This is a genomic window from Cytobacillus spartinae, assembly GCF_042865285.1.
In the GTDB taxonomy this organism is placed as follows: domain Bacteria; phylum Bacillota; class Bacilli; order Bacillales; family Cytobacillaceae; genus Robertmurraya_A; species Robertmurraya_A spartinae.
The window spans coordinates 1093923-1118004 of the sequence record NZ_JBIACK010000001.1 but is presented as its reverse complement, the minus strand read 5'-3'; the positions used below and the strand labels follow the sequence as shown (position 1 = coordinate 1118004).

The following is a 24082-nucleotide window of genomic DNA, read 5'->3' as shown; positions in this document are numbered from 1 at the left end:
ATAAAAAGTGAACAGTTGGGAAACGCTTACTTAAAAAATAAAAGGGGAGAATGAAATGAAGAAATCAAGGTTTCAAATGCCGGACACGTTTATTATTATCTTCTTTGTTGTTTTACTGGCAACTCTATTAACGTATGTCATTCAGCCAGGGGTCTATGAAACAAAGGAAGTTACCTTTACTCAAAATGGGGAAGAACAAACGAAAACAGTTCTAGATCCTGATAGTTTCACATTAGCAGAGGAAAAAATTAGCGTAGGGATTTTCGAGCCATACGGCGGTGTTGGATTTTTAAATTATGTCTTCGAAGGATTGGTTTCAGGTAGTAAATGGGGATCTGCTGTAGGTGTCGTTGCATTCATTCTTATTATCGGTGGTGCTTTTGGAATTATCATGAAGACACGTGCAGTAGAGGAAGGAATTCTATCCGTTATTGCAAGAACAAAAGGTAGAGAAAGCCTTATTATCCCGATTTTGTTTATCTTATTTTCATTAGGTGGAGCAGTATTTGGAATGGGAGAAGAGGCCATTGCATTTGCGATGATCCTAATTCCTATCATCATTGCCCTTGGGTATGATTCTATTACTGGTATTATGATTACATATGTAGCAACACAGATTGGATTTGCAACTTCATGGATGAATCCTTTTAGTGTGGCAATTGCACAAGGGATTGCAGGAGTACCTGTTTTATCAGGGTTCGGCTTCCGCTTTACGATGTGGGCAGTATTTACATTAGTAGGGATCATCTATACTTGGATGTATGCAAAAAGCATTAGAAAAGATCCAACTCGTTCCATCGCATATGATACGGATGATTATTTTAGAAAAGATTTCAAAGAATCCGATATAAAAGCAAGATTTAGTCTTGGACATGGGCTTGTTATTGGAACTGTTGCATTAGGGATTGTCTGGATCATCTGGGGTGTTGTCAAGCATGCATATTACATTCCTGAGATCGCGACTCAATTCTTTACAATCGGTTTAGTTTCAGGGATTATCGGTGTCATCTTTAAGTTGAACAATATGCGAGTAAATGATCTAGCTGAAGGATTTAAACAAGGTGCTAAGGATTTACTTCCTGCTGCGTTGATTGTAGGTATGGCGAAAGGAATTGTATTAATTCTTGGTGGAGACGATCCAGCTTCACCATCTATCCTTAACACCATTCTTTATGGCGCAGGAAATATGATTGACGGTTTACCAACTGCACTTTCAGCTTGGTTCATGTACGTGTTCCAATCCGTGTTTAATTTTTTCGTTGTATCAGGTTCTGGGCAAGCAGCTCTTACAATGCCATTAATGGCTCCACTAGCTGACTTTGTTGGAGTAACGAGACAGGTTGCCGTTCTTGCCTTCCAATTAGGAGACGGTTTTACAAATATGATCGTTCCTACTTCAGCTGCGCTAATGGGTGTACTAGGAGCTGCAAGATTAGATTGGGCTAAATGGTTTAAGTTTCAAATCAAGTTCCAATTGCTTTTATTCACATTAGCATCTGTATTTATCATTACAGCTGTACTGATTAATTTTTCATAAAGAGGTTAAAGCAAGCTTAAAAAAGTTTTTTATAAAAAATTATGATGGGGTAACATTGGTTGCCCCTTTTTACTAGGATATTTTCATCATATAGGAGGTTACATCATTGCTGAAATTATTAAAAGGCGGGGAGGTTTATGCTCCGGCTTATCTTGGGAAAAAAGATGTCTTACTAGTCGATGGTCGTGTTGGACTTATTAAAGAAGATATTGAAGCGGTAAATTCGCTTCCAATAGAAGTGATTGATGCAACAGGGACTTATATTGTTCCTGGATTTATCGATTCACACGTCCACATAACAGGGGGTGGTGGAGAAGGTAGCTTTCGAACTAGAACACCTGAATTAAATTTGTCAGATGCTACAACTGCTGGAATTACAACGATGGTTGGGGTGCTGGGGACAGATGGTACAACACGAACTATGCCAGAGCTTATTGCTAAAGCCCGCGCTCTAGAGGAAGAAGGAATTACATGTTTTGTACATACTGGTTCATATCAAGTTCCTTTACGTAGTCTGACTGGACGTGTTCAAGATGATATCATTCTTATTGATAAAATCATTGGAGTTGGTGAAATCGCGATAGCTGATCATCGATCATCCCAACCTACTTTTGATGAATTGACTAGATTAACAGCAGAAGCAAGAGTGGCAGGTATTTTATCAGGTAAGGCTGGAATTGTGAACATCCATGTTGGAGATAGCGATACCCGATTAAAACTCCTAGAAGAGATTGTTGAAAACACCGACTTACCCATTACTCAATTTCATCCAACCCATATTAACCGAAATGGTGAGTTGTTTGAAGTTGGTATAGAATTTGCTAAAAAAGGTGGCTATGTTGATTTTACGACAAGTACCATTCCGAAGTTTTTAGAAGAGGGCGAAGTGAAGTGTAGCATTGGCCTTAAACGTATGTTAGAGGCTGGAGTTCCGATTGACCAAATTACATTTACATCTGATGGACAAGCTAGTCTACCGGAATTTGACCACAACGGTGACTTTGTAGGGCTGCAAGTTGGCAAGGTTTCTTCTTTATACCGTGAAGTGAAGGATGCTATTTTAAATGAAAATATTGCACCAGATACAGCTTTAAAAGTTATTACAGAAAATCCTGCAAAAGTTCTTAAGTTAGGTCGAAAAGGAAAGATTGAAGTTGGCCGAGATGCTGATATCGTATTGATTGAAAAGGATACCCTTGATATTAATACTGTAATTGCAATGGGCAAAGTTATGGTAAGGAATAAAGAAGTGGTAGTAAAAGGTACGTTTGAATAGAATGATGAGTGCCGACTCCTAGGTATGGGGTCGGTATTTGTTTTGGGGATTTTCTGTATTTTGTTGTGGCTGGCGAGGTGTGTGTTTGTCGAATAATCGATAACCCGAAGGATCTTGGCAGAAATCATGATAATTGTTAAATATACTTTCCTTAAATTACAAAAACTATCATTTTGCTAACGATTATCCTAATTAGAATCATAAATAAAGAAGAAAATGCAGATTTAAGGTTGTAACTTCCCAGAAATTTTTTATATTATGCAAAGGTTTGTAATTAATCATAAAAATCATATATTAGTAGAGCCTTGATATCGTATCCATATCAAGGTTTTTTCTATTAAATTTACAAAATTTCAAAAAAAACAAAAGAAACCTTTATGTAATCTTAAAATCTAGTTAACAAAACTATCTTATGATTAGGACGAGTTCAAAAGATTAATATATTGGAGGATTATTGATGAAAAAGAACTTGAAAAATAAGTTGGTAGGTATGACGGTAGCGGGTGCGATTGTTGCAAGTTCATTCAGCTATGCATCTAGTATTAATTTTGTTTCAGCAGATGACAAAACGAAAAAGCCTACAAATGTCATCATGATGGTCATGGATGGTACTAGCTCTGGTGCTACAACCCTTGCTAGATGGTATAAGGGTGAAGCTCTTGCTATGGAAGAAATCGCAAGTGGTGCTGTAAGAACATATTCAGCTGAATCAGCGATCACAGACTCAGCTCCTGCAGCAACAGCATTAGCTACAGGACATAAATCTAATGATAAATACATAGGTGTTCTCCCATCTGTTGTAAATTCACCAGGCCTTGATCAGGTTGCAGAAGAAGAAGCATTTAAACCAGTTGCAAACGTACTTGAAGGAGCTAAGAAACAAGGAAAAGCCACTGGTATTATTTCAACTTCAGAAATTCAACATGCTACACCTGCTGGTTTCTCAGCTCACGTAACTAGTAGAAGCAATTACGGTGATATTGCTGAACAGCAAGTCTACCAAGGCATTGATGTAGTGCTGGGCGGCGGAAAAGAAGCTCTTCAACCTGGCGAAGAGCGAAACTCTCGTAAAGATGGAGAGGATTTAGTTAGGTATCTTGAAGGAAATGGTTATGATCTTGTTGAAGATCGAAATGAATTATTAAGCTCTAAATCTAACAAGATCTGGGGGGCATTCGCTCCTAACGCTCTTAAGTACGATTTAGATCGCCAAACTTCTAAGTCAAATGAGCCGTCATTAGCTGATATGACAAAGAAGGCTATTGATACTTTATCAAAAGATAAAGATGGGTTCTTCTTATTTGTTGAAGGTAGTAAAATTGATTGGTCTGCTCACGGTAATGATACAATCGGAATGATTACAGATGTGATAGCGTTTGATGATGCAGTAAATGAAGCATTAAAGTTTGCTAAAAAAGATGGGAACACAATGGTTATTGCCGTAAGTGACCATGGTAACAGTGGTATTACGATTGGTAACATGAATACAAGTAATACTTATACGAACATTCCAGTATCTACTTATGTAGATCCACTGAAGAAAGCTACGATGACTCTTGAGGGTGCATTAACTCAACTAAAAGAAGATAAGTCAAATATGAAAGAAGTTGCTGCATTATACGGATTAGATGATTTAAGTGATGAAGAAATGAAGTCTCTTAAGGAAGCTAAGGATGCAAGAGCCCTACAATCTTTAATGTCAAAAATGTTAGCTAACAGAGCTAATATCGGTTTTACAACTGGTGGACATACTGGTGAAGACGTATTCCTTTACTCTTATGGACCTTCTAGACCATTTGGTACAGTAGAAAACACTGACCTAGCTAAGACAATGGCTAAATTTATGGGCTTTGACTTAAGTAAATTAACTGATGAGTTATATGTAAATGCTGAGGGAATGTATGCGAAAAAAGGATACACGACAGAAATACTTAAAGATGGTAATTATGAAAATAATGAAGTTTTTGTTGCAACAAAAGGCAATGTACGTATCGAATTCCCAATTAACAAAAATTACGCAACTGTATATCGTACAGTTTCATCTAAAACATTTAAGTCAACTAAGAAGTTAGATGGTATCACTGTATATAACGAAAAAGATTTCTACATCCATTCAAAAGCTTCTTCTTTAGTGAAGTAATTAGAGATGGTCCCACGCTTGTGGGGCTATTTTTTTATGATTTGTAGGTTATTAATCAACCCTATAAGGAAAATAATAAGGGTAAAAGGAGGTTTCCCAATGTTTAAAGGTAAAAGTGAGGAAGAAAAAGGAATTCTAGAGGAAGTTCTCAAGAATTCCATTGAAACTGAAGAAGAGTTAATGAGAACTTATTTAATTACAGCTGAAAGAATCCACGATGATAACGAGTTAAAAGATCGCCTGCAAAACTTTGCAGAAGGAAATGCAAAGAGAAGCAAGCAGCTAATCGATGAACTGAACGATTTAAATGGTAAATAAAAATTTACATATTTGAAGCTCCAAATCTAGTCCAGATTTTTATTACAATATGTTGGACTAGATTTTTTATATGGATATGTTTAACATACACAGGCAAGATAAAGTTTGAATAAAAATCTAAGAATCGACGATGATGTGATAAAAGGAGAATTATATAAATGCCTCATACATTGGTGAAAATTGTTAATAAAATTCATAGAAAATTCATGTTATATTAACATAGCATCAATAATATTTTGTTAATATTGGGTTAACACAATATTCTAATAAAGAAGTTGGGTGGGTCACAATGTTTTCAAAGGTTAGCGTTAATTTTTTGCTAATTATGGTTCACTTCTATATAGCTTAAAATTGGTTTGTACACAGTCTTAACTTATTAAAACATGTCAGCAAAGTTGCTGGCATTTTTTTGTTTTTAACTATGTTAAAGGAATTATAGAAACTAAAAAAATGTAACTAGAGCTAATTAACAGGATACAAAAGCATAGGAGTAGCCTTTTTTAGCTACTCCTAGTTTCATCTTATATGGAACTCTTTTTCAACAGAACAGCTTTGGGTTTTTCAATCATTGCGAACATAACCCAATATAATAAAGCACTTACTAATGCTAGTAAACCAAGAATCATGAATGTCCACTGATACCCTATCCATACGGTTAGTGGAATGCTAATGGGTGCGATCGTCTTTCCAATGGTAAAACGAAGGCTGGCAGCCGCAAAGTATTGACCACGCATGTTCTCTGGAGAAATTTTTGAAATAAAGCTTTGCTGCAAACCCGCAACCATTAATTCTCCAAGTGTAAAAATAGCCATTGCAAAAATTAGGCCCCATATCCATTGGGTTTGACCGAAAAAGAAAATAGCAATCGCATACATACAAGACGATAAAATAAACACATTTCTTTCCCTGTACTTAAGCATCCATCTTGTTACGACTACCGTTAGCAATGCCACAATTAAACCGTTCTCAGACAAAATGATCCCAAAGGCCTGTTCACCACTCACTTTAATGGACCAATCTCCAAAAGCAAAAAAAGTTTGGTTATGGACCACATCTTTCGTATAGACTGGGAACAATAAATCAAGCTGCATAAAGGTTTGGGATACTAGAACTCCTGCCACAATGAAAAGGAGGAAGACACGATCCTTTAGTATAACCCCATAGTCTTTCACTTGATTTTTCAAAAATGAATACCACTTGTCGCTTTTGTTTACTTGAGTCATCACCGGTGCAGTTTCTCGAGTTAGTTTTGCTAAAATCAGTGACAAGCCTATGCATATTATTCCGCAAATCAGCAGTAACTGTGAAAAATAGTTGCTGTAAAAGATGGCACCAAGTAAAGGACCTACAACGACCGCAATATTAATAGAGGTATAGAACACGGCAAACACATTGCTCCGATCCTTTTCAGGTACAACATCTGCAACCATCGCTTGACTTGCAGGCCAATAGATTGAGCCAAAACAACCAACTAAAGCAAACGCAATAAAGCCTATCCATGGTGAATGAAACCAAGGTGAACTTGCTAGTGCGAATATAAGGAAGCAGACTCCCTGACCAAAAGAGGAAAGAACCATCATAGTTTTCCTCCCGAACCGGTCAGCACAATATCCCCCCATCAAATTAGCAAATACAGAAAACAGTTGTGAACATACAAGTAAGAGTCCTGCTTGCGCTTTTCCAAATTCCTCAGCAAAATAAATGGTTAGGAAGGGAAAGAACATCCAGAATGTAATATTCATCATTGCCTCACCAAACAACCGAACCTTTAAATTTAAGTCCCAATCTCTAATTCTCATGATGTTTTCCTCGTTTCTAAAATCAATCCGCATACTATCATACTACCGATTAACAATAATTTACAAGTTAAAGAGATTAATAGTACAAGATTAAGACAAAAGGCGAAATTATGCCTTTTTACTGTATACTAAAGGTGGATTTGGAAATTATCGTTTTAAGGAGAACATACAAGTGAAGAAATTTTACATTGCATCAGGTTTCACGAATAAGGAGACCGTTCAACAAGCAGCAACTACTCTTAAATCAGTGGGATTTGTTCATACATATGATTGGACGAAAAATGAGAAGGCTAATACAGTTGAGCAGCTGAGGGAAATAGGAACAGATGAGTTAAAGGCCGTGAAGGAATCTGATTTTATTTTGGTCATCCTACCAGGTGGAAATGGAACCCATGTAGAGTTAGGGATTGCTCTCGCGGCTTATAAACGTGTTTATCTTTATGCAAAAAATGAGGAGGATTTCCTGAATACGACCTTTTATCATGTAGACGGAGTCGTACATCTTACAGGAGAAATGGAAATCGTAATGAATCATGTCATACAGGCAGAACAGAGTATGGGCAAGTAAGTTCCATATGCTACAATAATGACAGTGTAAAAAAATGGATTAGGGGTGTATTAGATATCAAAAACAATAAATGGAGTTATAGTTGGATATTCGGGATTGCTTTTGCAATCATTGGTTCAATACTAATCTTTATAATGGATACAGCATTTAATGGTGTGGAATATGGATCCTTTACGGAAAGCTTGATAGCTATTCTAGTCCGTGCGATTGTCTATTTGCCATTTGGTTTTATATTAGGGTATATCGTTTGGAAATCTAAAAATAAAAAGCGTTAAAAAGGTAGATGGCTACATCTATCTTTTTTTTATAAAAAATTTATCTTTTTACTGAACGATTTATACCTGTAGGTCGTATTACATACAAATACGAGAAAAACAAAGGCGGATGAAATAGATGAGTAAAAAATTGGAAGTGACAATTCCAGCGAAATATCCTTTAGCGGCAACATTAACATTACCAGATAGCAATCTTGAAAAATATCCGGCAATCATAATGGTCCATGGAAGTGGCGAAATAGATCGTGATTCCAATGCTAAAGGGCTTCCCATAAATGCATTTAAAGAACTAAGTGATTTAGTAGTAGAGCAAGGGTTTGCAACTCTTCGTTACGATAAAAGGGGAGTAGGAGCAAGCAAAGGTGATTATTATGAAGCAGGAGCATACGATCTAATTGACGATGCTGAGGCTGCAGTAACATTTGCTAAGAATCACCCAAATATTGATTCTGAGAAAGTGATATTATTAGGGCATAGTGAAGGTGGGATTATTGCACCGATTGTAAATGATAGAAACCCTGTAAGTGGGATGATCCTTCTTGCTAGTATTGCAGAGCCACTTGCGAAAACAATGGAATGGCAAAGGGAGCAAATGTATAAAGAAATTAAAAGCCTTAAAGGTTTTCAAGGGTGGTTACTAAGGTTTATCAACCTAGAGAAGAAAATTAAGAAGATGAATGATGACTTAATTAGAGTTGTATCAGAAACAGATGAGCCAGTGGTTCGTTACAAAGGAAAAAAAATTAATGCGAAATGGAATAGAGAGAGTGCAGAGGTTGATGTTTCCACATCATTAAAAAATGTGAAATGCCCAGTTCTTGCAATCACAGGATCAAAGGATGTAAATGTAAAAGTAGACGACTTACAGAAGATAAAAGAGTTGGTTCAAGGAGAATGCGAAATTCATGTCATAAGTGATATGACACATATGCTTCGTAAAACAGATTTGGAGTTTAGCATGAGTAAAATCTTAAATAATACGAAAAAAATAATTAAAGCTCCAGTAGATCAAGAATTGAAAGATATCATTACGAATTGGTTGGCTGATTGGAAGAGTAACGAGGTTAAAAAAGCAGAAATGATTATAAATTAGGTTTTTGTAAAAGGCTTTAGGGGTAATTCTCTAAAGCTTTTTCTATATGATTGGCAAGTAAGCACACTCTTCCCTTCTATGATACAATCGTTTTATCAAAAATCTTGTTCCTCAGAGGGAGGAGAAATGCATTGAATATCAAGTTAACTCTGAAAATGATTCAAGATATGTGTGGTACTGTCTCCTTCAAAAGAGGGGATGCATTTTATCGTACGAAAAAAGTGGATGTTACTCATTATAGTAACGATGTATGTGAGGCGATTGTTAAGGGTACTGAGGATTTTGCTGTTACAATCCATGCAGAAGGTGATGGAGGATTTCAAGCAACATGTAGTTGTCCAAAGCTAGCCTCGTTTAGTAAGGAATGTCAGCATATTGCTGCTGTTCTATTGTCCATTTATGAAAAGCAACGAAAAGGGACAAGTCCTGCCATCCAGTTAGATGGAGTAAATTCTTCAGAATCCGACCTTACAGAAGGCTTACTTACATTGTTCAAGGACCAGTCCGTTCGTTCAAGTGGTCATCAGCTTCACTTTGAAGATAGGGAGGTATTGGATGTAACCTTTACCTGTAGAGTGTTAACGATAGGAAACGGACAAAATATGTTCGGGATCGAAGCTCAGTTAGGCTCAACAATGGTAACGGAGATACGTGACTTTTTATTGGCTGTTAAGAGCCGGGAATCGCATCAAATTGGATCATCTTTCCTATACAATCCTATCAGTCATTGTTTTCAAAAGGAAACAGATGGGGTACTTCACCAGTTAATTCAAGTTATTTATGATGAGAAAGCATTTATAAATACATTAGTAGAACCGACAGACTATATCATGAGGAATCAGATGCTTCTGATCCCGCCATCCTCATGGGAGCGGCTATTGCCATTTTTAGTATTGTCGCCTTCTGTAAAGTTAGAATACGGTGAACAAGCCTATCAACTTACTGTAACTTCGCAAACACTGCCACTGCAGTTTCATTTAGAAGAACGCACTCGGACGTCCTATGGCCTTATAATTAAAGGAATGGACCGGTTAGTGTTGATGAACTCTTATCATTCAGTGTTATCAGCAGGAAAGATTGTTTCGTTAAACAAAGAGGATTCAAAACGGCTATTCGAATTAAATCAGATGCTTAATTCTTCAAGAATAGACGAAATTCCTATCCATCAGGATCAATTGCCATTCTTTATTGAAAAAGTAATTCCTGGATTAAAGCGGCTTGGGAATGTTCAAGTATCACACGATGTTAGTAAAGAATTTATGAAAACGCCGTTAAAAGCAAAGCTTTACTTGGATCGGGTAAAGAACCGCCTTTTAGCTGGTGTGGAATTTCACTATGACCATGTGGTTATTAATCCATTAGAGAGCAGGGAGCTTAGTAGCGGTCCACTTGTCATAAGGGATGTGGAAAAAGAAGACGAGATCCTACAACTGATGGATGAAAGCCAGTTTACAAAGACGGACGGCGGATACATTTTACAAAATGAAGAGCTTGAGTATGAGTTCTTATACCACACCGTTCCAAAGCTACAAAAACTAGTTCAAATATATGCCACAACAGCAATTAGAAATCGAATTTTCAGAGAAAATGCAAAACCACGGATTCGTGTTAAAGTGAAAAAAGAGCGCACGAATTGGCTAGAGTTTAAATTTGAATTGGATGGAATAAAAGATATAGATATACGTGACCTTTTAGCAGCATTAGAGGAAAAACGTAAATATTTTCGTCTGAAAAATGGTTCGCTTCTCTCATTAGAATCAAGAGAGTATGAGGAAATCCAACGTTTTTTAAAGACCATTCCTGTTCAACCGGAAGATATAGAAAGTCAGTTTGAGCTTCCTTTTATTCAGGGATTTTCCTCTCTAAGTGCTTTTAATAATCAAGACCTGTTTAAGATAGAAGAGTCTTTCAAGCAATTCTTAGATCAAATTTTTCATCCAGAACAAATGAATATTGAAATACCAGACAAATTAGAACAGACGTTAAGAGACTATCAAAAACATGGTTATAAGTGGATGAAGACACTGGCAAGCTATGGATTTGGTGGAGTTTTAGCAGATGATATGGGGTTAGGTAAAACGTTACAGAGCATAACGTTTATTTTGTCTGAACTTCATCATATCCGCGAAAAAAAGAAAGCTGTTTTAATTGTGTGCCCAGCTTCTTTAAGCTATAACTGGCTTAGTGAAATCATGAAATTCACACCAGAAATTGAGGCGATCGTGATTGATGGCTCTCAAAAAGAAAGGCAACAGGTTCAGCAATATCTTGACGGTGTAGATGTGATCATTACAACTTATCCTTTATTACGAAAGGATTTAAGGTGGTATGAAAATCAAAGCTTCCATACGGTGTTTTTTGATGAAGCACAAGCTTTTAAAAACCCAGTTACTCAAACAGCACGGGCAGTAAAGAAATTAAAAGCAGACCACCGTTTTGCCCTCACTGGAACACCTGTTGAAAATTCAATTGAGGAGTTATGGTCTATTTTCCATGTCGTATTTCCAGAATTATTTCAAGGTTTAAGAGAGTACAGTCATCTTACAAGGGAAACGATATCGAGAAGAATTCGTCCATTTTTATTAAGACGATTGAAAGAGGACGTTCTGTCTGAACTCCCTGACAAATTAGAGTCTTTAGAAACGATGGAGTTACTTCCTGAACAAAAGAAACTATATGCAGCTTATTTAGCAAAGTTAAGACATGATACGTTAAAGCACTTAGACAAGGACACCCTTCGCAAAAACAAGATTAGGATACTGGCAGGGTTAACTAGGCTACGACAAATTTGTTGTCATCCAGCATTATTCGTGGACAGCTATAAAGGTCGCTCAGCGAAATTTGAGCAACTTGTTCAAATCCTTGAAGAATGCAGACTATCAGGCAGAAGAGTATTGATTTTTTCCCAATTTACAAAGATGCTTGAAATGATTGGGAGACATTTGGCCCTGCAAGGACAGTCTTTTTTCTACCTAGATGGACAAACTCCTTCGGAACAGCGTGTCCAACTTTGTAATCGATTTAATGAAGGAGAACATGATTTTTTTCTTATTTCCTTAAAAGCGGGTGGAACAGGTCTTAATCTGACTGGTGCAGATACAGTGATTATGTATGATTTATGGTGGAATCCAGCGGTCGAAGAGCAAGCAACAGATCGTGCTCATCGCATAGGTCAAGACAATACGGTACAAGTCATTAAGCTCGTGACAAGAGGAACCATTGAAGAAAAAATGAACGAGCTGCAAGAGAAAAAGAAACATCTTATTAAAGAAATTCTTGATCCTGCTGAAAAAGGCTCAGCAACCTTAACGGAAGAGGATATACGGGAGTTACTGATGATTTAAGAGTTCCCCAAAAACAAACTCGATTCTAAATGGGACGAGTTTGTTTATTTTCCGTTAATGCAATTCCTTTTGTTCACTTTTTCGTGGCATGGAAACAGGCGTTTAAAAAGAGTAGAATAGAGAAGGGATTAGTAATCTAGATAGTAACTCATCATGAAAGAGTGTGATACCTATGAAAAAAGGAATTATTTCTATTGGCGAAGCATTAATTGATTTTATTCCGTTAGATGAAAACAATATTAATTACCAAAAAAGCCCTGGTGGAGCACCAGCGAACGTTTCGGTAGGGTTAGCTCGCTTAGGAGCTAGATCTACTTTTTTAGGAAAAGTAGGCAATGATGTTTTAGGCAGATTTTTGAAAGAAACACTGGAACAATATGGCGTTAGAACGAACCAAATGTTCCTAACTTCCGATGTGAGAACAGGAGTTGTTTTCGTCACAAATGGAGAGGGTGGCGAACGAAGTTTTGATTTTTATATTAATCCGAGTGCTGATCGATTTTTAAAAGTAAGTGATATTGATGAAGAAGATTTTCTCTCTCATCAGATTCTCCATTTTGGGTCGATCTCAATGATTAGTAGCCCGTCAAAAGAGGCAACGCATCATGCAGTTAAGCTAGCAAAAGAAAATGGCATGATCGTGTCCTATGACCCCAATTTACGTTTAGGCCTCTGGGACTCCGAAGAAAATGCTCGTGAAACGATTAAGAGTATGCTAAATCAAGCAGATGTTCTTAAAATCTCTGAAGAAGAATTAGAGTTTATTACCGGTGAAAATGACATCAATGCTGGGGTAGAAAAAATGAGAGGATACGACATTCCACTTATGATGATTACCTTAGGTGCAGAAGGTAGCTATATTTATACATATGACTCTCAAAAGCATGTTCCAGCAATGAAAGTAGACCCTATCGACACCACTGGAGCAGGAGATGCATTTGTTTCAGGGATTCTTTATCGCTTAAGTGAATACCAAGGGGATATTAGAAAAATAACCATTGAAGAAGCTGTTGATATGGCTACATTTGCGTCTGTTTCTGGTGCATTAGCTGCCTCAACAAAAGGGGCTATGACTGCTCTTCCGACTTTAGATGAAGTGAGAAGGCACTTAGATGGGAAATAAATATATAGCTCTGCAGTAGGTAAAATGATTCGGGAAAAACAGTTTCAGAGGGCTTTACTGTAACCAAAAATATTTCACTTGGTAGAGCTGACAGGTCAATTTTAAATACTTAGGAAGCCCATAAAATTGATGACCTCAATGAAAATTTGCTAAAGGCCAGAGAGGAATATATTAAATACTTTATTAATGTTATTTAAGCCCATTTAAAAAGTCGATTTCCTTTGTTTGATAGGAAATCGACTCATTTCTCTATTGATGATTCTCTAGTAATCTCTTAATCACTCTAATTTGGCCTCGGTGGTTGAGTTCATCCTCCATTACGTGAAACCAGTACCAGTAATTATTCATCTTCCCCCAGGGTTTTTCTTCGTACAACCAACTATCTTGTTGTGTTTTAAATAGTGTTAGAGTCCTCTCTCTAATTTCTGTTAGGATTTTGGTGTAATACTCAAGAGGTTTGTTCTTTATTTCGGCTCTTGCTTTAGCTCCTAGGGATAAAGCGGTATCCCATTTCAATAACTCCTCGTTATTAAGATCTCGGTTTTCAAAAGAAAAAACTTGATGAACAAATTCGATTGCTGCGATATGTAATAATAGGGCTCCAATGGAATTAGAGCTTTCATCAGGAAGGAAGTCTAAATCTTCTGGGGTTAAATCTTCTATGTCTTCTAATATAGTTGCTCTTGTATATTCAAGCATAGTTACAAGATCTCCAATTTTATCATCGTAACCTTCTTTTGAAGTTATTCTATAATCAATCATTCCGATACCTCCTATCATTTGTAATTCTAAGAATATCAGTAAAAAATTGAAAGAACAGACTGATAAATGATGGGAAATAGTGGTATAATTAGATTGAACATATGCAGAAACTATTTAGAAGAAATACATAAATGACTAGGTTCGAATAAATTCATGTAATATGCCATAGTTTTTCTAGTCAATCGCTTTTGGATTAAATTTTAAAAATAGTAAAAACATAAAAGCACCCTCATAATAGGGTGCTTTATCCTCCGATATGACTCATCTCAATCTTCTTGCGGTTTTTGCCTACGACACTTCGTTCCTCTGAGTAACGGTCTTTTCTTCCGTTCCAGATGTCTTGCAAGAGTGTGGTTAACTGCTCATCGGTTAAATCGGATCGCAGAGGAGATTTAATATCATGCCCCTTGGATGCAAATAAACATGTATAGAGCATTCCACTTGCTGAAAGGCGAGCTCGGTTACAGGTTGAACAAAAGGCATCAGAAACAGAGGAAATGACTCCAATCTCCACATCCGAACCAACGTAACGGTATCTACTAGCAACCTCACCCGTATAGTTTGGATCAATAGGTTCAAGCGGCATAATTTTATTTATATCCTCAATTATTTGCTTTTTCGGAACAACGTCGTCAAGTTTCCATTGGTTCGTGTTACCAACATCCATAAACTCAATAAAACGCAGAATATGACCTTTTTCACGAAAAAATTTAGCCATTGGAATAATTTCTGAGTCGTTCATTCCCTTTTTGACCACCATATTTATTTTTACTTGTAATCCAGCTTTACTGGCTGCATCAATTCCCTCTAAAACGGTTTGAACAGAAACCCCGCGACCATTAATCTTACCGAAAATTTCATCTTTTAAGGAATCTAAACTAATAGAAACTCGCTTTAAACCAGCTTCTTTTAGCCCTTTTGCATATTTAGGTAAAAGGGAGCCATTGGTAGTCATCGCGATGTCTTCTACACCATGAATCTTCTTTATCCTTCGAATTAGTTCAGTTAAGTCTCTTCGCATTAAAGGCTCTCCACCGGTAATCCGAATCTTTTGAACACCTAAAGAATGGACAAATATTTTTGTTAAACGCTCTAATTCCTCAAAGGAAAGGAGCTCGTCTCTTTTTAAAAAAGGGTAGTCCGGTCCAAATATCTCAGCCGGCATACAGTAAGTGCATCGGAAATTACATCTATCAGTAACAGAAATTCGCAAATCACGAAGGGGGCGATTAAAGTAGTCATGTACCGTTGTTTCGGTGTTCATTGGAATTCCCTCCTTCTAGAAATTTTTTTGAATAAAATGTTAATGATCAAGAAAACCATCTACAGAGTTTTGCAAAATCTAAATAGAAAAAACCAAAGACAATTATCTGTTAAATAATAATTTTATCATGAACAGGAACTAGGTTCAAAATTATTCATATTTTTATTTTATATCGAGTTCCTAGTTGGGAAGGACTTGAAATGTTCAGGGTACTTAATATTGAAGTGACTGGTAAAAAATAGCTTGAAAAGACTAGGAATATTTTTTGCTAATAAATTTGAATAGGAGTTTATTAATTTTGTCAATCTGTTGGACCTTTTCTCTAGTTTTGGTGAAAAATCTAAAGAATAATGTGCATCCATCTATTCATTATTCTCTTAGAAAGAATAGGATAAGTAAAAATAGTTAGAGGTGCAAAAATGTTTATTTCCTTTCAACCCACGTATTTTTACAACTATTACGGACCCCATCATCTCCCCAGTCCAAATTTCCAGTCAGATGTAACGATATTTGATTTGCAGATTCCAGGTGGTCAGTCATCTTTTATAGAATCTTCTCCATTAGTAAATCCACTTACAACTACCTACGGACAACACGTGACGGGAGGATTTGTCCCAAGTACTGCTTTTAGGAAAAAAACATAAAAAGACTTAGCTTGCAAAAGTAGTTTGTTATGTGGCATTGCAAGCTATTAAGTTTCGTATTTTACCATTATAGCTAGTGTTATGGATAAAATAGACGGAGTGCGAGTATATATCCTTTATAACAAGAATAAAGGGGGCTCCGGATGTATAAATCAGAAGATTTATCCGTATCGAGTATAGCTGGTACGATTCATGTTGTTGATCCCTCGCCACTAAATTGGCTTTATGTATTATTTAATACGATGGAAGAGGCCGTGAGAGCTGACCATAAAGGCCGAATTATCCCATCATTGGGTACACATTTTGAATGGGTAGATGATTCTATTTTTGAAGTGACTTTGCGCAAGGGTGTATTCTATCACAATAATGAGCCATTTAATGCACAAAATGTATTACAGAATTTTACCGAGCTTGAGAAATGGATTGCGCCTCATCCTCCTGGAACGTGGGTGAACTTTCCTGATGGAACGATATTAGAAGTGGTTGATGATTATAAGCTTAGATATCATTTTCCAAAACCACATGGTCTTGCTATTGGGCAAATGAGAGGAAACCATTATGCAAACCAGCTTTTTTGGAAACAACTTGGTTTTGGTTATGCGAAGTTAGGAACTGCTGAAGGTCACTGGTGAGTGTTGGATGCACCAGGCCCGTGGGGCACTGGACCATTTATACTCTCTAGCGGCTACTCTTCTATTTACAACATTCAAGCGATTATTAAAAAGGTTCCTTTTGAATCTACTTGGTTTACGACACAGGAGGATCGTTCACCGTTCGTCGTCCTTGATGCAAACCGAAAGTACTGGGATAGAGAACGGGGACCTAGGTTGGAAAGAATTGTTTTTCGGAATGATCTAGCTCCTGAACAGGCGCTTCATCTATGTATGACGACAGAAGGCCAGGTTGATATGGTTACAATGGTTCGTTCTTCAGATGCCAAAAAGTAATCGAATCCCAATATGCGAAACTTGTCTCTGTTAAGGGGCCGAGAATAGTAGCAGGTTCGTTTAATCGATTCAAACGTGATGTTGATTTCAATAATCGTAAGCTCAGATTAGCAATCAATTTAGCAGTTGATCGGGAGGAAATCGTAAACAGAGGGTATCATGGATACGCTCATCAACTACCTGCCATGACTCCTCCATGGGCTTTTGACTACCCTGATGACTTGTCTCCAAGGCCGTACGATCCCAATCAAGCCCGTAAACTTCTAAAAGAAGCTGGCTGGCCAAATAAAAGACCGTTACAAATCGCAACTACAAAGGAATTCAAGAAGATTGCTAATCTTATAGCGCCACAAATTCAAAAAGCCCTAGGTATTTCAGTAAACGTAACGGTCATCCCACAAGAGGAAGAAGTAAAGTGGAAAAGGGTGATTGCCGAGAAGAAGCTCGTCCCTGCCTTTGACATTTTCTTAGCTACTGAAAATGCATTATTTTATGAAGGAACTCCTGCATTTTTTCACCGAGAATTCTTTGGTGAAAACGGTGCCCTACGTATAGGACCAGAAATTCCTGAGTTTAACGAATGGTTTAAAAAAATGGCTGCTGAGACTGATTTAACAAAATTAAAAGAGGTTGCAAAAGATATAGATCGATATGTTTATCACGAAGCTTTGGGATTGTTTTTGTGTAGCCCTGATGAACTGTATGCGGTCAATCGACACGTGAAGTTTAGACCCTATCGAACCACATTTGAACTTGCAGACACGGAAGTGAGTAAGGAACACTGGTCGATAAAGTTAAATAACAAATTTTAAAGGGTCGTGGGATCGATCCTTTTTGTTTTTTGAAAAATATAGAATTGTTAAAAACTTGCCCAATTTATGGGATGACACTTTAAGAGTTTAAAGTATAATAGAAATTATATAATTGCTAATTTTTAGACACTTAAAGGGGGAAGAATCATGCGAAATAAAGAAATGTTGCTTATACCTGGACCGACACCTGTTGTAGACTCGATTTATGATGCAATGGGAGAAGAGACAAGGAGTCATACCGACCCAAGATTCGTTGCTATTTACAAGGAAGCCATTGAAAAAACGAAAAAGATGTTTAATACAGACGGTGAAGTGTTTGTTGTTTCTGGCTCCGGTACAATCGCAATGGAGATGGCACTTGTAAATACAGTCGCATCTGGTGAAAAACTATTAGTTATTAGTCAAGGGTACTTTGGAGATCGTTTTATTAAAATAGGGGAAGCCTTTGGGATTGAAGTAGACGTCATACAATCTGAATGGGGAAAACAGGTTTCTCCACAAGAAGTTGAAAACAAGCTCAAAACAGGAAACTTTAAAGCTGTAACAATTACACATGCTGACACCTCGACTGGTGTTGCTGCAAATTTAGAGGAACTATTACCAGTTATTAAGAAGTACGGTGCACTTGTCATTCTTGATGGTGTATGTGCCACCACAGCAATGGAAGAGGACATGAGTAAAACATTCGGAGAAGGCGGTTCCATTGATGTTGTATTAACAGGTTCCCAAAAAGCAATTGGTGTGCCACCAGGGCTGGCGATTGTTGCTTTCAACCAATCAGCATTGGACGCTAGAGCCAAAATAGAACGTGTACCTGCCTACTATTGCGATATATATAATTGGCTGCCAATCATGCATGACCCAGGCAAATACTTTGCAACTCCACCGGTTAACTTAATTTATGCTTATAATGAGGGCATGAGATTGGTACTTGAGGAAGGAATGGAGCGACGATATCGCCGTCATACTACTTACGGAAAATCAGTGAGAAGTGCATTAGCAGTGTATGGGATGAATGCATTAGCAAAAGAAGAGGCAGCGGCAGCTACTCTTAGCTGTATTCTATATCCAGAAGGATTGGATGATGCAGCATTTAGAGCAAATCTTGCTAAAAAGGGTCTTATTGTCGCAGGAGCCCTTGCACACTTAGCAGGGAAAGCTTTTCGTATAGGCCATATGGGCAATACACCAGCTGATATGCTTGAAAAGGCAATTACCTTAATTGGGGAAACCTTAATTGAAATGGGGTACTCCGTTGATGTGACAAAGGCTGTAGAAGTTTTTCATTCTGTCCAAGAAGCAGAAGAGGTAGTTAGTAAATAAGTATGATGGAGGTTTATCCTGGGGATAGACCTCCTCAAATTTTTAAAGGATCGGTCAGATTAATTAATTTTATTGATTTAGTGTGGTACAATGAATGAATAATCATTCATTTAATAAATATGAATAAAACTACTATGTTTTTACAAGAGGTGATTGGATGAAACGTATTGGCCCGCTAATTATTGTAGAAGGTCCAAACAATAGCAAAGTACCTTTTTCAAGAAGTATATATATTGATTCCCCTGATAAGGTCTTGATTGACTCGGGTGCGGAACCTAAAGCTTTGCAAGATATTCGTGATCAATTCGGAGTCCATGTTATTCTGAACACCCACTACCATCCAGATCATACTCAGCATAACCATTTGTTTCCGAATGCGGAGAAATGGATAAATCAGATAGAATTTGATACGGCACGAACGATTGAGGGCATTGCAAGAGCGAATGGGATCTATCAAGAGTGGGGAGATGCTGGGGTTGAAATGTGGAAAAAGAACCTTCCTGAAGAGTGGGTTCAAAATTTGAAGCAAATCTCTGGTACGTATGAATACGAGGTTGAGTATTCTTTCGGGGGTGTAAAGGTATGGATGTTACACACACCTGGACATACAAGTGGACTTGCGTCTCCATATTTTCCTGACTTAGGTGTAGTGTACGCAAGTGATTATGATATGACCTCATTTGGTCCTTGGTATAATGGAACTGATGGTGATATTGATGATTTTATTAAGTCCGCAGATCGTTTGTTAAGTCTTGATGCCCATACCTACATAACAGGGCATCAAAAGGGAATCTTCTCAAAAGATGAATTTAAACAAGAAATGGTGAAATTTTTAAATGTTATTGATAAACGAGATGAAATGGTCGAGAATTACACTCGAAAGGGTCTCTCGTTTGATGAACTTACGGAAGTTGGAATTTTTTATCCGAAAAATACACTAAGTGTACCAATCTTTAAAACTTGGGAGAGAAGCGGAATTCGTAAGCATTTGCATCGACTAGGTTTAACCGTATCAGAAAGGGATGGAGCACTTGTAACTGCGAAATGTTAAAAAGAACAACTTAGCAAGAGCTGCATCCTAATTGTTTAGACACATAACAATTGGGTGCAGCTCACTTTGTTTTAGTGTTCTTGCTATTTTACTTTTAGTAAAATCCATTCAATGAGCTCCGTGGTTAAAAATACAATATGAATGAATTTCCCAGAATTCACAAATCATAAAGATTAATGATTTGATGAGCACACAGGCTCCTACCCTAAATCAAAATAAACTTTTGGAGGTGTGTAATGGAGAACGTAAGTCATAATGTCAGGTTAACGGCTCCGGAGCTTTCAGCTTTATGGACGCAATATATGAATGACACAATGTCTATTTGTTTTCTCACCCATGCCGTTGGGACAACAAAGGACAAAGAGGTGTCAACTATACTAAATCACGCTATAAACTTGTCTGAGGGCCACGTAACAAAAATAGAGGAGTTTTTAAAACAAGAAATGTATCCATTGCCAAAAGGATTTACGAAGGAAGATGTAAATCTTAATGCACCTCCTTTATTTTCAGAAACGTTCCTACTTCAATACCTATACGTGATGACCATTCATGGTTTAAACGCATACTCATTATCATTAGGATCATCTGTACGTATTGATCAGAGAGAATTTTATATCCAATGTAACCGAGAAACGACAGATTTATATAACCGGATTTTAGATATTATGCTACATAAAGGCATATTCAGTAGACCACCTTTTATTAATACCCCTCACGATAGAGATACGATTGATAAACAAAACTATCTCACAGGTTGGTTTGGGAAACGAAGACCGCTAAATGGGATTGAAATTGGAAACATTTACTATAATATACAAAAAACAGTTGTTAAGGCTGTCTTAGAAACCGCGTTTAGCCAGGTATCCCAATCAAAGGAGATTCGAGATTATTTTATTAGAGGATCTAGAATTTGTAACAAGCATGTGGAGATATTTAATTCCATTCTGACGGAAGAGCAGCTTCCGGTGCCACGGAATTGGACGTCTGAGGTTACAAACAGTACCGTATCTCCTTATTCCGATAAACTAATGCTTTTCCACATTGTAACATTGGTTGCAGTAACAGTTGGGTACTATGGAACTGCACTTTCTGTTTGTCAGAGAAGAGATTTATTTATGCAGTATATGCGTTTAATGACAGAAATTGGTCTCTACGCAGAAGATGGAACAAATATTTTAATTAATAAAGGCTGGCTAGAGCAGCCTCCTACTGCAGACGATCGAATAGCAATCGCAAAGAAAAAGTAAATATCCTCCTTACTTACCATCGACACAGAGTACTTCTAAAACAACAGAAAAAGGTGAGCTACATGGGCTCACCTTTCTTACATCAATGTTTCTGTAGATATCTTTAATAACTCTTAAGCGAAAGAGGGCACTCTTAACCAGTCTAAAATCCTAGTGGTCTTATTACTAATTAAATAAGTTGCTCTCAACACTGCTACCAAAATAGTTGCAAGTAAGCTAAATAGAGTATTCAAAGTATATCCCTCCACATTGAAGTTTAGTGTTAAAAAACACTAATGGTAGTGTTTATCTTAAAAGAAATTATATGCAAATTTTCCTCCTAAATTAAGTGCTACCCCCAGGTCCATCTCCGCCTCCATGAGTAAAAAAGCTGTCCCGCTTTGCTTGGTCCTGCTCTATGCGGTGATTTTCACTGTCTAAACGAGGCTGACTAGCCCCTCTTTTATCAAAATAAATCATAATAGGAATTAAAATAATGAAGGGTGACAACAGAACTAACCAAATCATAGGATGACCACCTTCCAGACAATCTCTCTATTATTATACCATGGAATTATATACCAGTTATAAGGTCTTTTTTACTATATAAAAAGGAAATATATACGTAATTGTCGAAAAAGTGGTAGGGGAACAAAAATCAATATAGACGAGGTATCGTATGAATAAGGAAAAAATTATAAATGAAAAAAGCAAACTTATTGATTGGGTTCATTCCTTAGAAGACATTTCCGATGATTTATGGTTCAAGCCGTTTAGAGAAGGAGCATGGGGAACCGCAGAAGTCATCTCCCACTTCATTTCTTGGGATAAGTTCGTAATGGAAAACCGATTGAACTATTTGTTAAAGGATGAAGCTTTTCCAATCGTTAGTGTCGATATTAATGAAATCAACTTAGAAGCTGCAAAATATGCAAGATCAGGGATTTCAAAACTAGAATTAGTACAAGAATTTATTACAATCAGAAAAGAGCTTATTTCATTATTAGTTCAACTACCAGCGGCGAGATTTGAGCAACCTTTTCCAGGTAAAGAAAGTATTTCGTTAAGTGACTATTTTGTAGGACTAATTGAACATGATGTAAAGCATATGGAAGAAATAAATGCTCATATCAGAAAGTTTTTGTAAAGGGGCTTATAGAATGAAGGAAAGTCGCAAGGTCGTATTATATATTGCAACGAGTCTAGATGGATTTATTGCTGCGGAAGATGAATCTTTGGATTGGTTATTTCGTGTTGAAGGCGAAGGTGACAATGGATATTCCGCATTTTATGAGACTGTTGATACGATCTTAATGGGAAGAAAAACATTCGATTGGGTGATGCAACATGAGAATGGAAATTTCCCTTATGCGAATAAAGAATGCTATGTGTTTACTAAATCAGTCATACAAGATTCTCAGCATGTAAAATTTATTAACGAAGATATCGTATCATTTACAAATCACTTAAAAAGTAGGAATGGAAAAAATATATGGATCGTTGGTGGTGGCGGATTACTGCAAACTTTTCTAAAAGAGAAATTAGTGGATGAACTTATCATTACTGTGGCGCCAGCACTAATTGGAAAAGGAATTCCTTTATTTAGAGAGGGTGACTATGAGATAGAGCTGTCCTTAAAAGGATTCAAGCAATACAACCAATTTGGTGAGCTTCATTATGAGGTGAAAAGATAGTAGAGGAGCGAGGACAACTCTTTCTTTCTATTAAGCTTAAAAGGTTATTTTATAGGAAACGAGGAAAAGGAATGAGTTATCCTGAAATTTTACGCCCACTCCTTCTAGATTACATAGATTTAATCAAAGACGCATTCTTAGAAGATGTTTTAGGAGTTTATTTGTATGGTTCAATCGCTCTAGAAGGCTATGAAGATGGGAAAAGTGATATTGACTTTATAACGGTACTTAAGAAAGAAGTGGATGATCAACAGTTTGAAAAAATTAAGAACATTCACAGTCAGTTAATTTCAAAACATGAGCGTGCTTACAAAATGGATGGAATATACGTTGGCTATAAAGATTTGGGAAAATCTAATATAGAGTTGGAAACTTATCCATTTGTGAATGAGGGACATGTGCGGCGCGGCCATTGGGATATAAACCATGTAACATGGTGGAGTCTTAAGAACTTTGCCATTCCTTTAACAGGAATTGATCCAAACATACTTCCTTTTAAACCAAAATGGAAAGATGTTGAAGATACTATGCAGTTCAACTTAGATGTCTACTGGAGAGGGAGAGCAAGTAGATTAGACACTTTACTAGAAGCAGAAGATGTCTCCGATGCTGTCCTAACATTATGCAGAATTCACTATACTCTTTGCGATCAGTTATTTATCCCTAAAGTTGAAGCTGGATGTAGGTATTTGAATGATAACCCAACAAGCGAATGGGGACCACTTATTAAAGAGGCGGTTCGTTTAAGAACTGAAGATAAAAGAGAATCTCTTTATGTTGATTCCTCAACGAGAGCAAAAAAGATTGTCCAATTTATAGAATACATGGCTAACCTGTATGGGGCCACCAATCGTTTGTAGAGAATCTTGTTTTTAATCAATTAAAG

Annotated in this window: 22 protein-coding genes; 18 read left to right on the top strand and 4 right to left on the bottom strand. The window is 37.0% G+C overall.

All coding sequences use genetic code 11. The features are described from left to right. Window positions 1-55 precede the first annotated feature (55 nt). From yfcC to ACFYKX_RS05740, 4 genes are all read left to right on the top strand, one after another. Window positions 56-1537 carry a putative basic amino acid antiporter YfcC gene (yfcC, locus tag ACFYKX_RS05755; RefSeq protein WP_389358916.1) on the top strand — a complete coding sequence of 494 codons (1482 nt, stop codon included), beginning with the start codon at window positions 56-58 and terminating at the stop codon, window positions 1535-1537. A gap of 106 nt (window positions 1538-1643) precedes the next feature. Then, window positions 1644-2813 carry a beta-aspartyl-peptidase gene (gene iadA, locus ACFYKX_RS05750; RefSeq protein ID WP_389358914.1) on the top strand — a complete coding sequence of 390 codons (1170 nt, stop codon included), beginning with the start codon at window positions 1644-1646 and terminating at the stop codon, window positions 2811-2813. Between the two features lie 457 nt (window positions 2814-3270). Beyond that, window positions 3271-4953, top strand: a complete 1683-nt coding sequence (locus tag ACFYKX_RS05745) for an alkaline phosphatase (protein WP_389358912.1) — start codon at window positions 3271-3273, stop codon at window positions 4951-4953. 99 nt (window positions 4954-5052) lie between these two features. Then, the gene (locus ACFYKX_RS05740) at window positions 5053-5271 is read left to right on the top strand and encodes a hypothetical protein (RefSeq protein ID WP_389358910.1); all 219 of its coding nucleotides are present in this window, start codon (window positions 5053-5055) and stop codon (window positions 5269-5271) included. 521 nt (window positions 5272-5792) lie between these two features. Here ACFYKX_RS05740 and ACFYKX_RS05735 read toward each other — a convergent pair. Beyond that, complete coding sequence (locus tag ACFYKX_RS05735; protein WP_389358908.1) at window positions 5793-7070, bottom strand: MDR family MFS transporter; 1278 nt, start codon at window positions 7068-7070, stop codon at window positions 5793-5795. Between the two features lie 172 nt (window positions 7071-7242). Here ACFYKX_RS05735 and ACFYKX_RS05730 point away from each other — a divergent pair, with 172 nt between their 5' ends. From ACFYKX_RS05730 to ACFYKX_RS05715, 4 genes are all read left to right on the top strand, one after another. Further along, window positions 7243-7638 carry a nucleoside 2-deoxyribosyltransferase gene (locus ACFYKX_RS05730; RefSeq protein ID WP_389358906.1) on the top strand — a complete coding sequence of 132 codons (396 nt, stop codon included), beginning with the start codon at window positions 7243-7245 and terminating at the stop codon, window positions 7636-7638. A gap of 393 nt (window positions 7639-8031) precedes the next feature. After that, window positions 8032-9006, top strand: coding sequence for an alpha/beta hydrolase family protein (locus tag ACFYKX_RS05725; protein ID WP_389358904.1), 975 nt, complete (start codon window positions 8032-8034; stop codon window positions 9004-9006). A 131-nt stretch (window positions 9007-9137) separates the two neighbouring features. Next, window positions 9138-12350, top strand: a complete 3213-nt coding sequence (locus ACFYKX_RS05720) for an SNF2 helicase associated domain-containing protein (RefSeq protein ID WP_389358902.1) — start codon at window positions 9138-9140, stop codon at window positions 12348-12350. Between the two features lie 172 nt (window positions 12351-12522). After that, window positions 12523-13473 (top strand): aminoimidazole riboside kinase, encoded by a 951-nt coding sequence (locus ACFYKX_RS05715; protein ID WP_389358901.1) that lies wholly within the window; start codon window positions 12523-12525, stop codon window positions 13471-13473. A 249-nt stretch (window positions 13474-13722) separates the two neighbouring features. Here ACFYKX_RS05715 and ACFYKX_RS05710 read toward each other — a convergent pair whose 3' ends face one another. Together ACFYKX_RS05710 and moaA are read right to left on the bottom strand one after the other, a co-directional pair. After that, entirely contained in the window at window positions 13723-14235 is a 513-nt protein-coding gene (locus ACFYKX_RS05710; RefSeq protein WP_389358899.1) for a DinB family protein, read from the bottom strand. Window positions 14236-14479: 244 nt separating this feature from the next. Then, window positions 14480-15499 (bottom strand): GTP 3',8-cyclase MoaA, encoded by a 1020-nt coding sequence (gene moaA, locus ACFYKX_RS05705; RefSeq protein ID WP_389358898.1) that lies wholly within the window; start codon window positions 15497-15499, stop codon window positions 14480-14482. Window positions 15500-15918: 419 nt separating this feature from the next. Between moaA and ACFYKX_RS05700 the strand changes: the two genes are divergently transcribed. The 7 genes from ACFYKX_RS05700 (at window position 15919) to ACFYKX_RS05670 (ending at window position 21523) form a co-directional block, all read left to right on the top strand. Then, window positions 15919-16143 (top strand): hypothetical protein, encoded by a 225-nt coding sequence (locus ACFYKX_RS05700; protein ID WP_389358896.1) that lies wholly within the window; start codon window positions 15919-15921, stop codon window positions 16141-16143. A gap of 143 nt (window positions 16144-16286) precedes the next feature. Then, a complete protein-coding gene (locus ACFYKX_RS05695) occupies window positions 16287-16775 on the top strand; it encodes an ABC transporter substrate-binding protein (RefSeq protein ID WP_389358894.1) in 489 nt (162 codons plus the stop codon). Then, on the top strand, window positions 16776-17090 hold the full coding sequence (locus ACFYKX_RS05690; protein WP_389358892.1) for a hypothetical protein: 315 nt from the start codon (window positions 16776-16778) through the stop codon (window positions 17088-17090). It begins immediately after the preceding gene. Beyond that, window positions 17090-17902 carry an ABC transporter substrate-binding protein gene (locus ACFYKX_RS05685; RefSeq protein ID WP_389359067.1) on the top strand — a complete coding sequence of 271 codons (813 nt, stop codon included), beginning with the start codon at window positions 17090-17092 and terminating at the stop codon, window positions 17900-17902. Before ACFYKX_RS05690 ends, ACFYKX_RS05685 begins: the two co-directional genes overlap by 1 nt. A gap of 147 nt (window positions 17903-18049) precedes the next feature. Beyond that, window positions 18050-19225, top strand: a complete 1176-nt coding sequence (locus ACFYKX_RS05680) for a pyridoxal-phosphate-dependent aminotransferase family protein (RefSeq protein ID WP_389358890.1) — start codon at window positions 18050-18052, stop codon at window positions 19223-19225. Between the two features lie 157 nt (window positions 19226-19382). Beyond that, window positions 19383-20276, top strand: a complete 894-nt coding sequence (locus ACFYKX_RS05675; RefSeq protein WP_389358888.1) for an MBL fold metallo-hydrolase — start codon at window positions 19383-19385, stop codon at window positions 20274-20276. Between the two features lie 236 nt (window positions 20277-20512). Then, the gene (locus tag ACFYKX_RS05670; protein WP_389358886.1) at window positions 20513-21523 is read left to right on the top strand and encodes a DUF3231 family protein; all 1011 of its coding nucleotides are present in this window, start codon (window positions 20513-20515) and stop codon (window positions 21521-21523) included. Window positions 21524-21847: 324 nt separating this feature from the next. Here the strand turns inward: ACFYKX_RS05670 and ACFYKX_RS05665 are convergent, their stop codons facing one another. Further along, window positions 21848-22030 (bottom strand): hypothetical protein, encoded by a 183-nt coding sequence (locus ACFYKX_RS05665; RefSeq protein ID WP_389358884.1) that lies wholly within the window; start codon window positions 22028-22030, stop codon window positions 21848-21850. 151 nt (window positions 22031-22181) lie between these two features. Here ACFYKX_RS05665 and ACFYKX_RS05660 point away from each other — a divergent pair, with 151 nt between their 5' ends. The 3 genes from ACFYKX_RS05660 to ACFYKX_RS05650 all read left to right on the top strand — a co-directional run bounded on the left by ACFYKX_RS05660 (window position 22182) and on the right by ACFYKX_RS05650 (window position 24056). Beyond that, entirely contained in the window at window positions 22182-22649 is a 468-nt protein-coding gene (locus tag ACFYKX_RS05660) for a DinB family protein (protein ID WP_389358882.1), read from the top strand. A 13-nt stretch (window positions 22650-22662) separates the two neighbouring features. After that, window positions 22663-23196: a dihydrofolate reductase family protein gene (locus ACFYKX_RS05655; RefSeq protein ID WP_389358880.1), complete on the top strand. Its 534-nt coding sequence runs from the start codon at window positions 22663-22665 to the stop codon at window positions 23194-23196. A 71-nt stretch (window positions 23197-23267) separates the two neighbouring features. Beyond that, the gene (locus ACFYKX_RS05650) at window positions 23268-24056 is read left to right on the top strand and encodes a nucleotidyltransferase domain-containing protein (RefSeq protein WP_389358878.1); all 789 of its coding nucleotides are present in this window, start codon (window positions 23268-23270) and stop codon (window positions 24054-24056) included. Window positions 24057-24082: the final 26 nt, after the last annotated feature.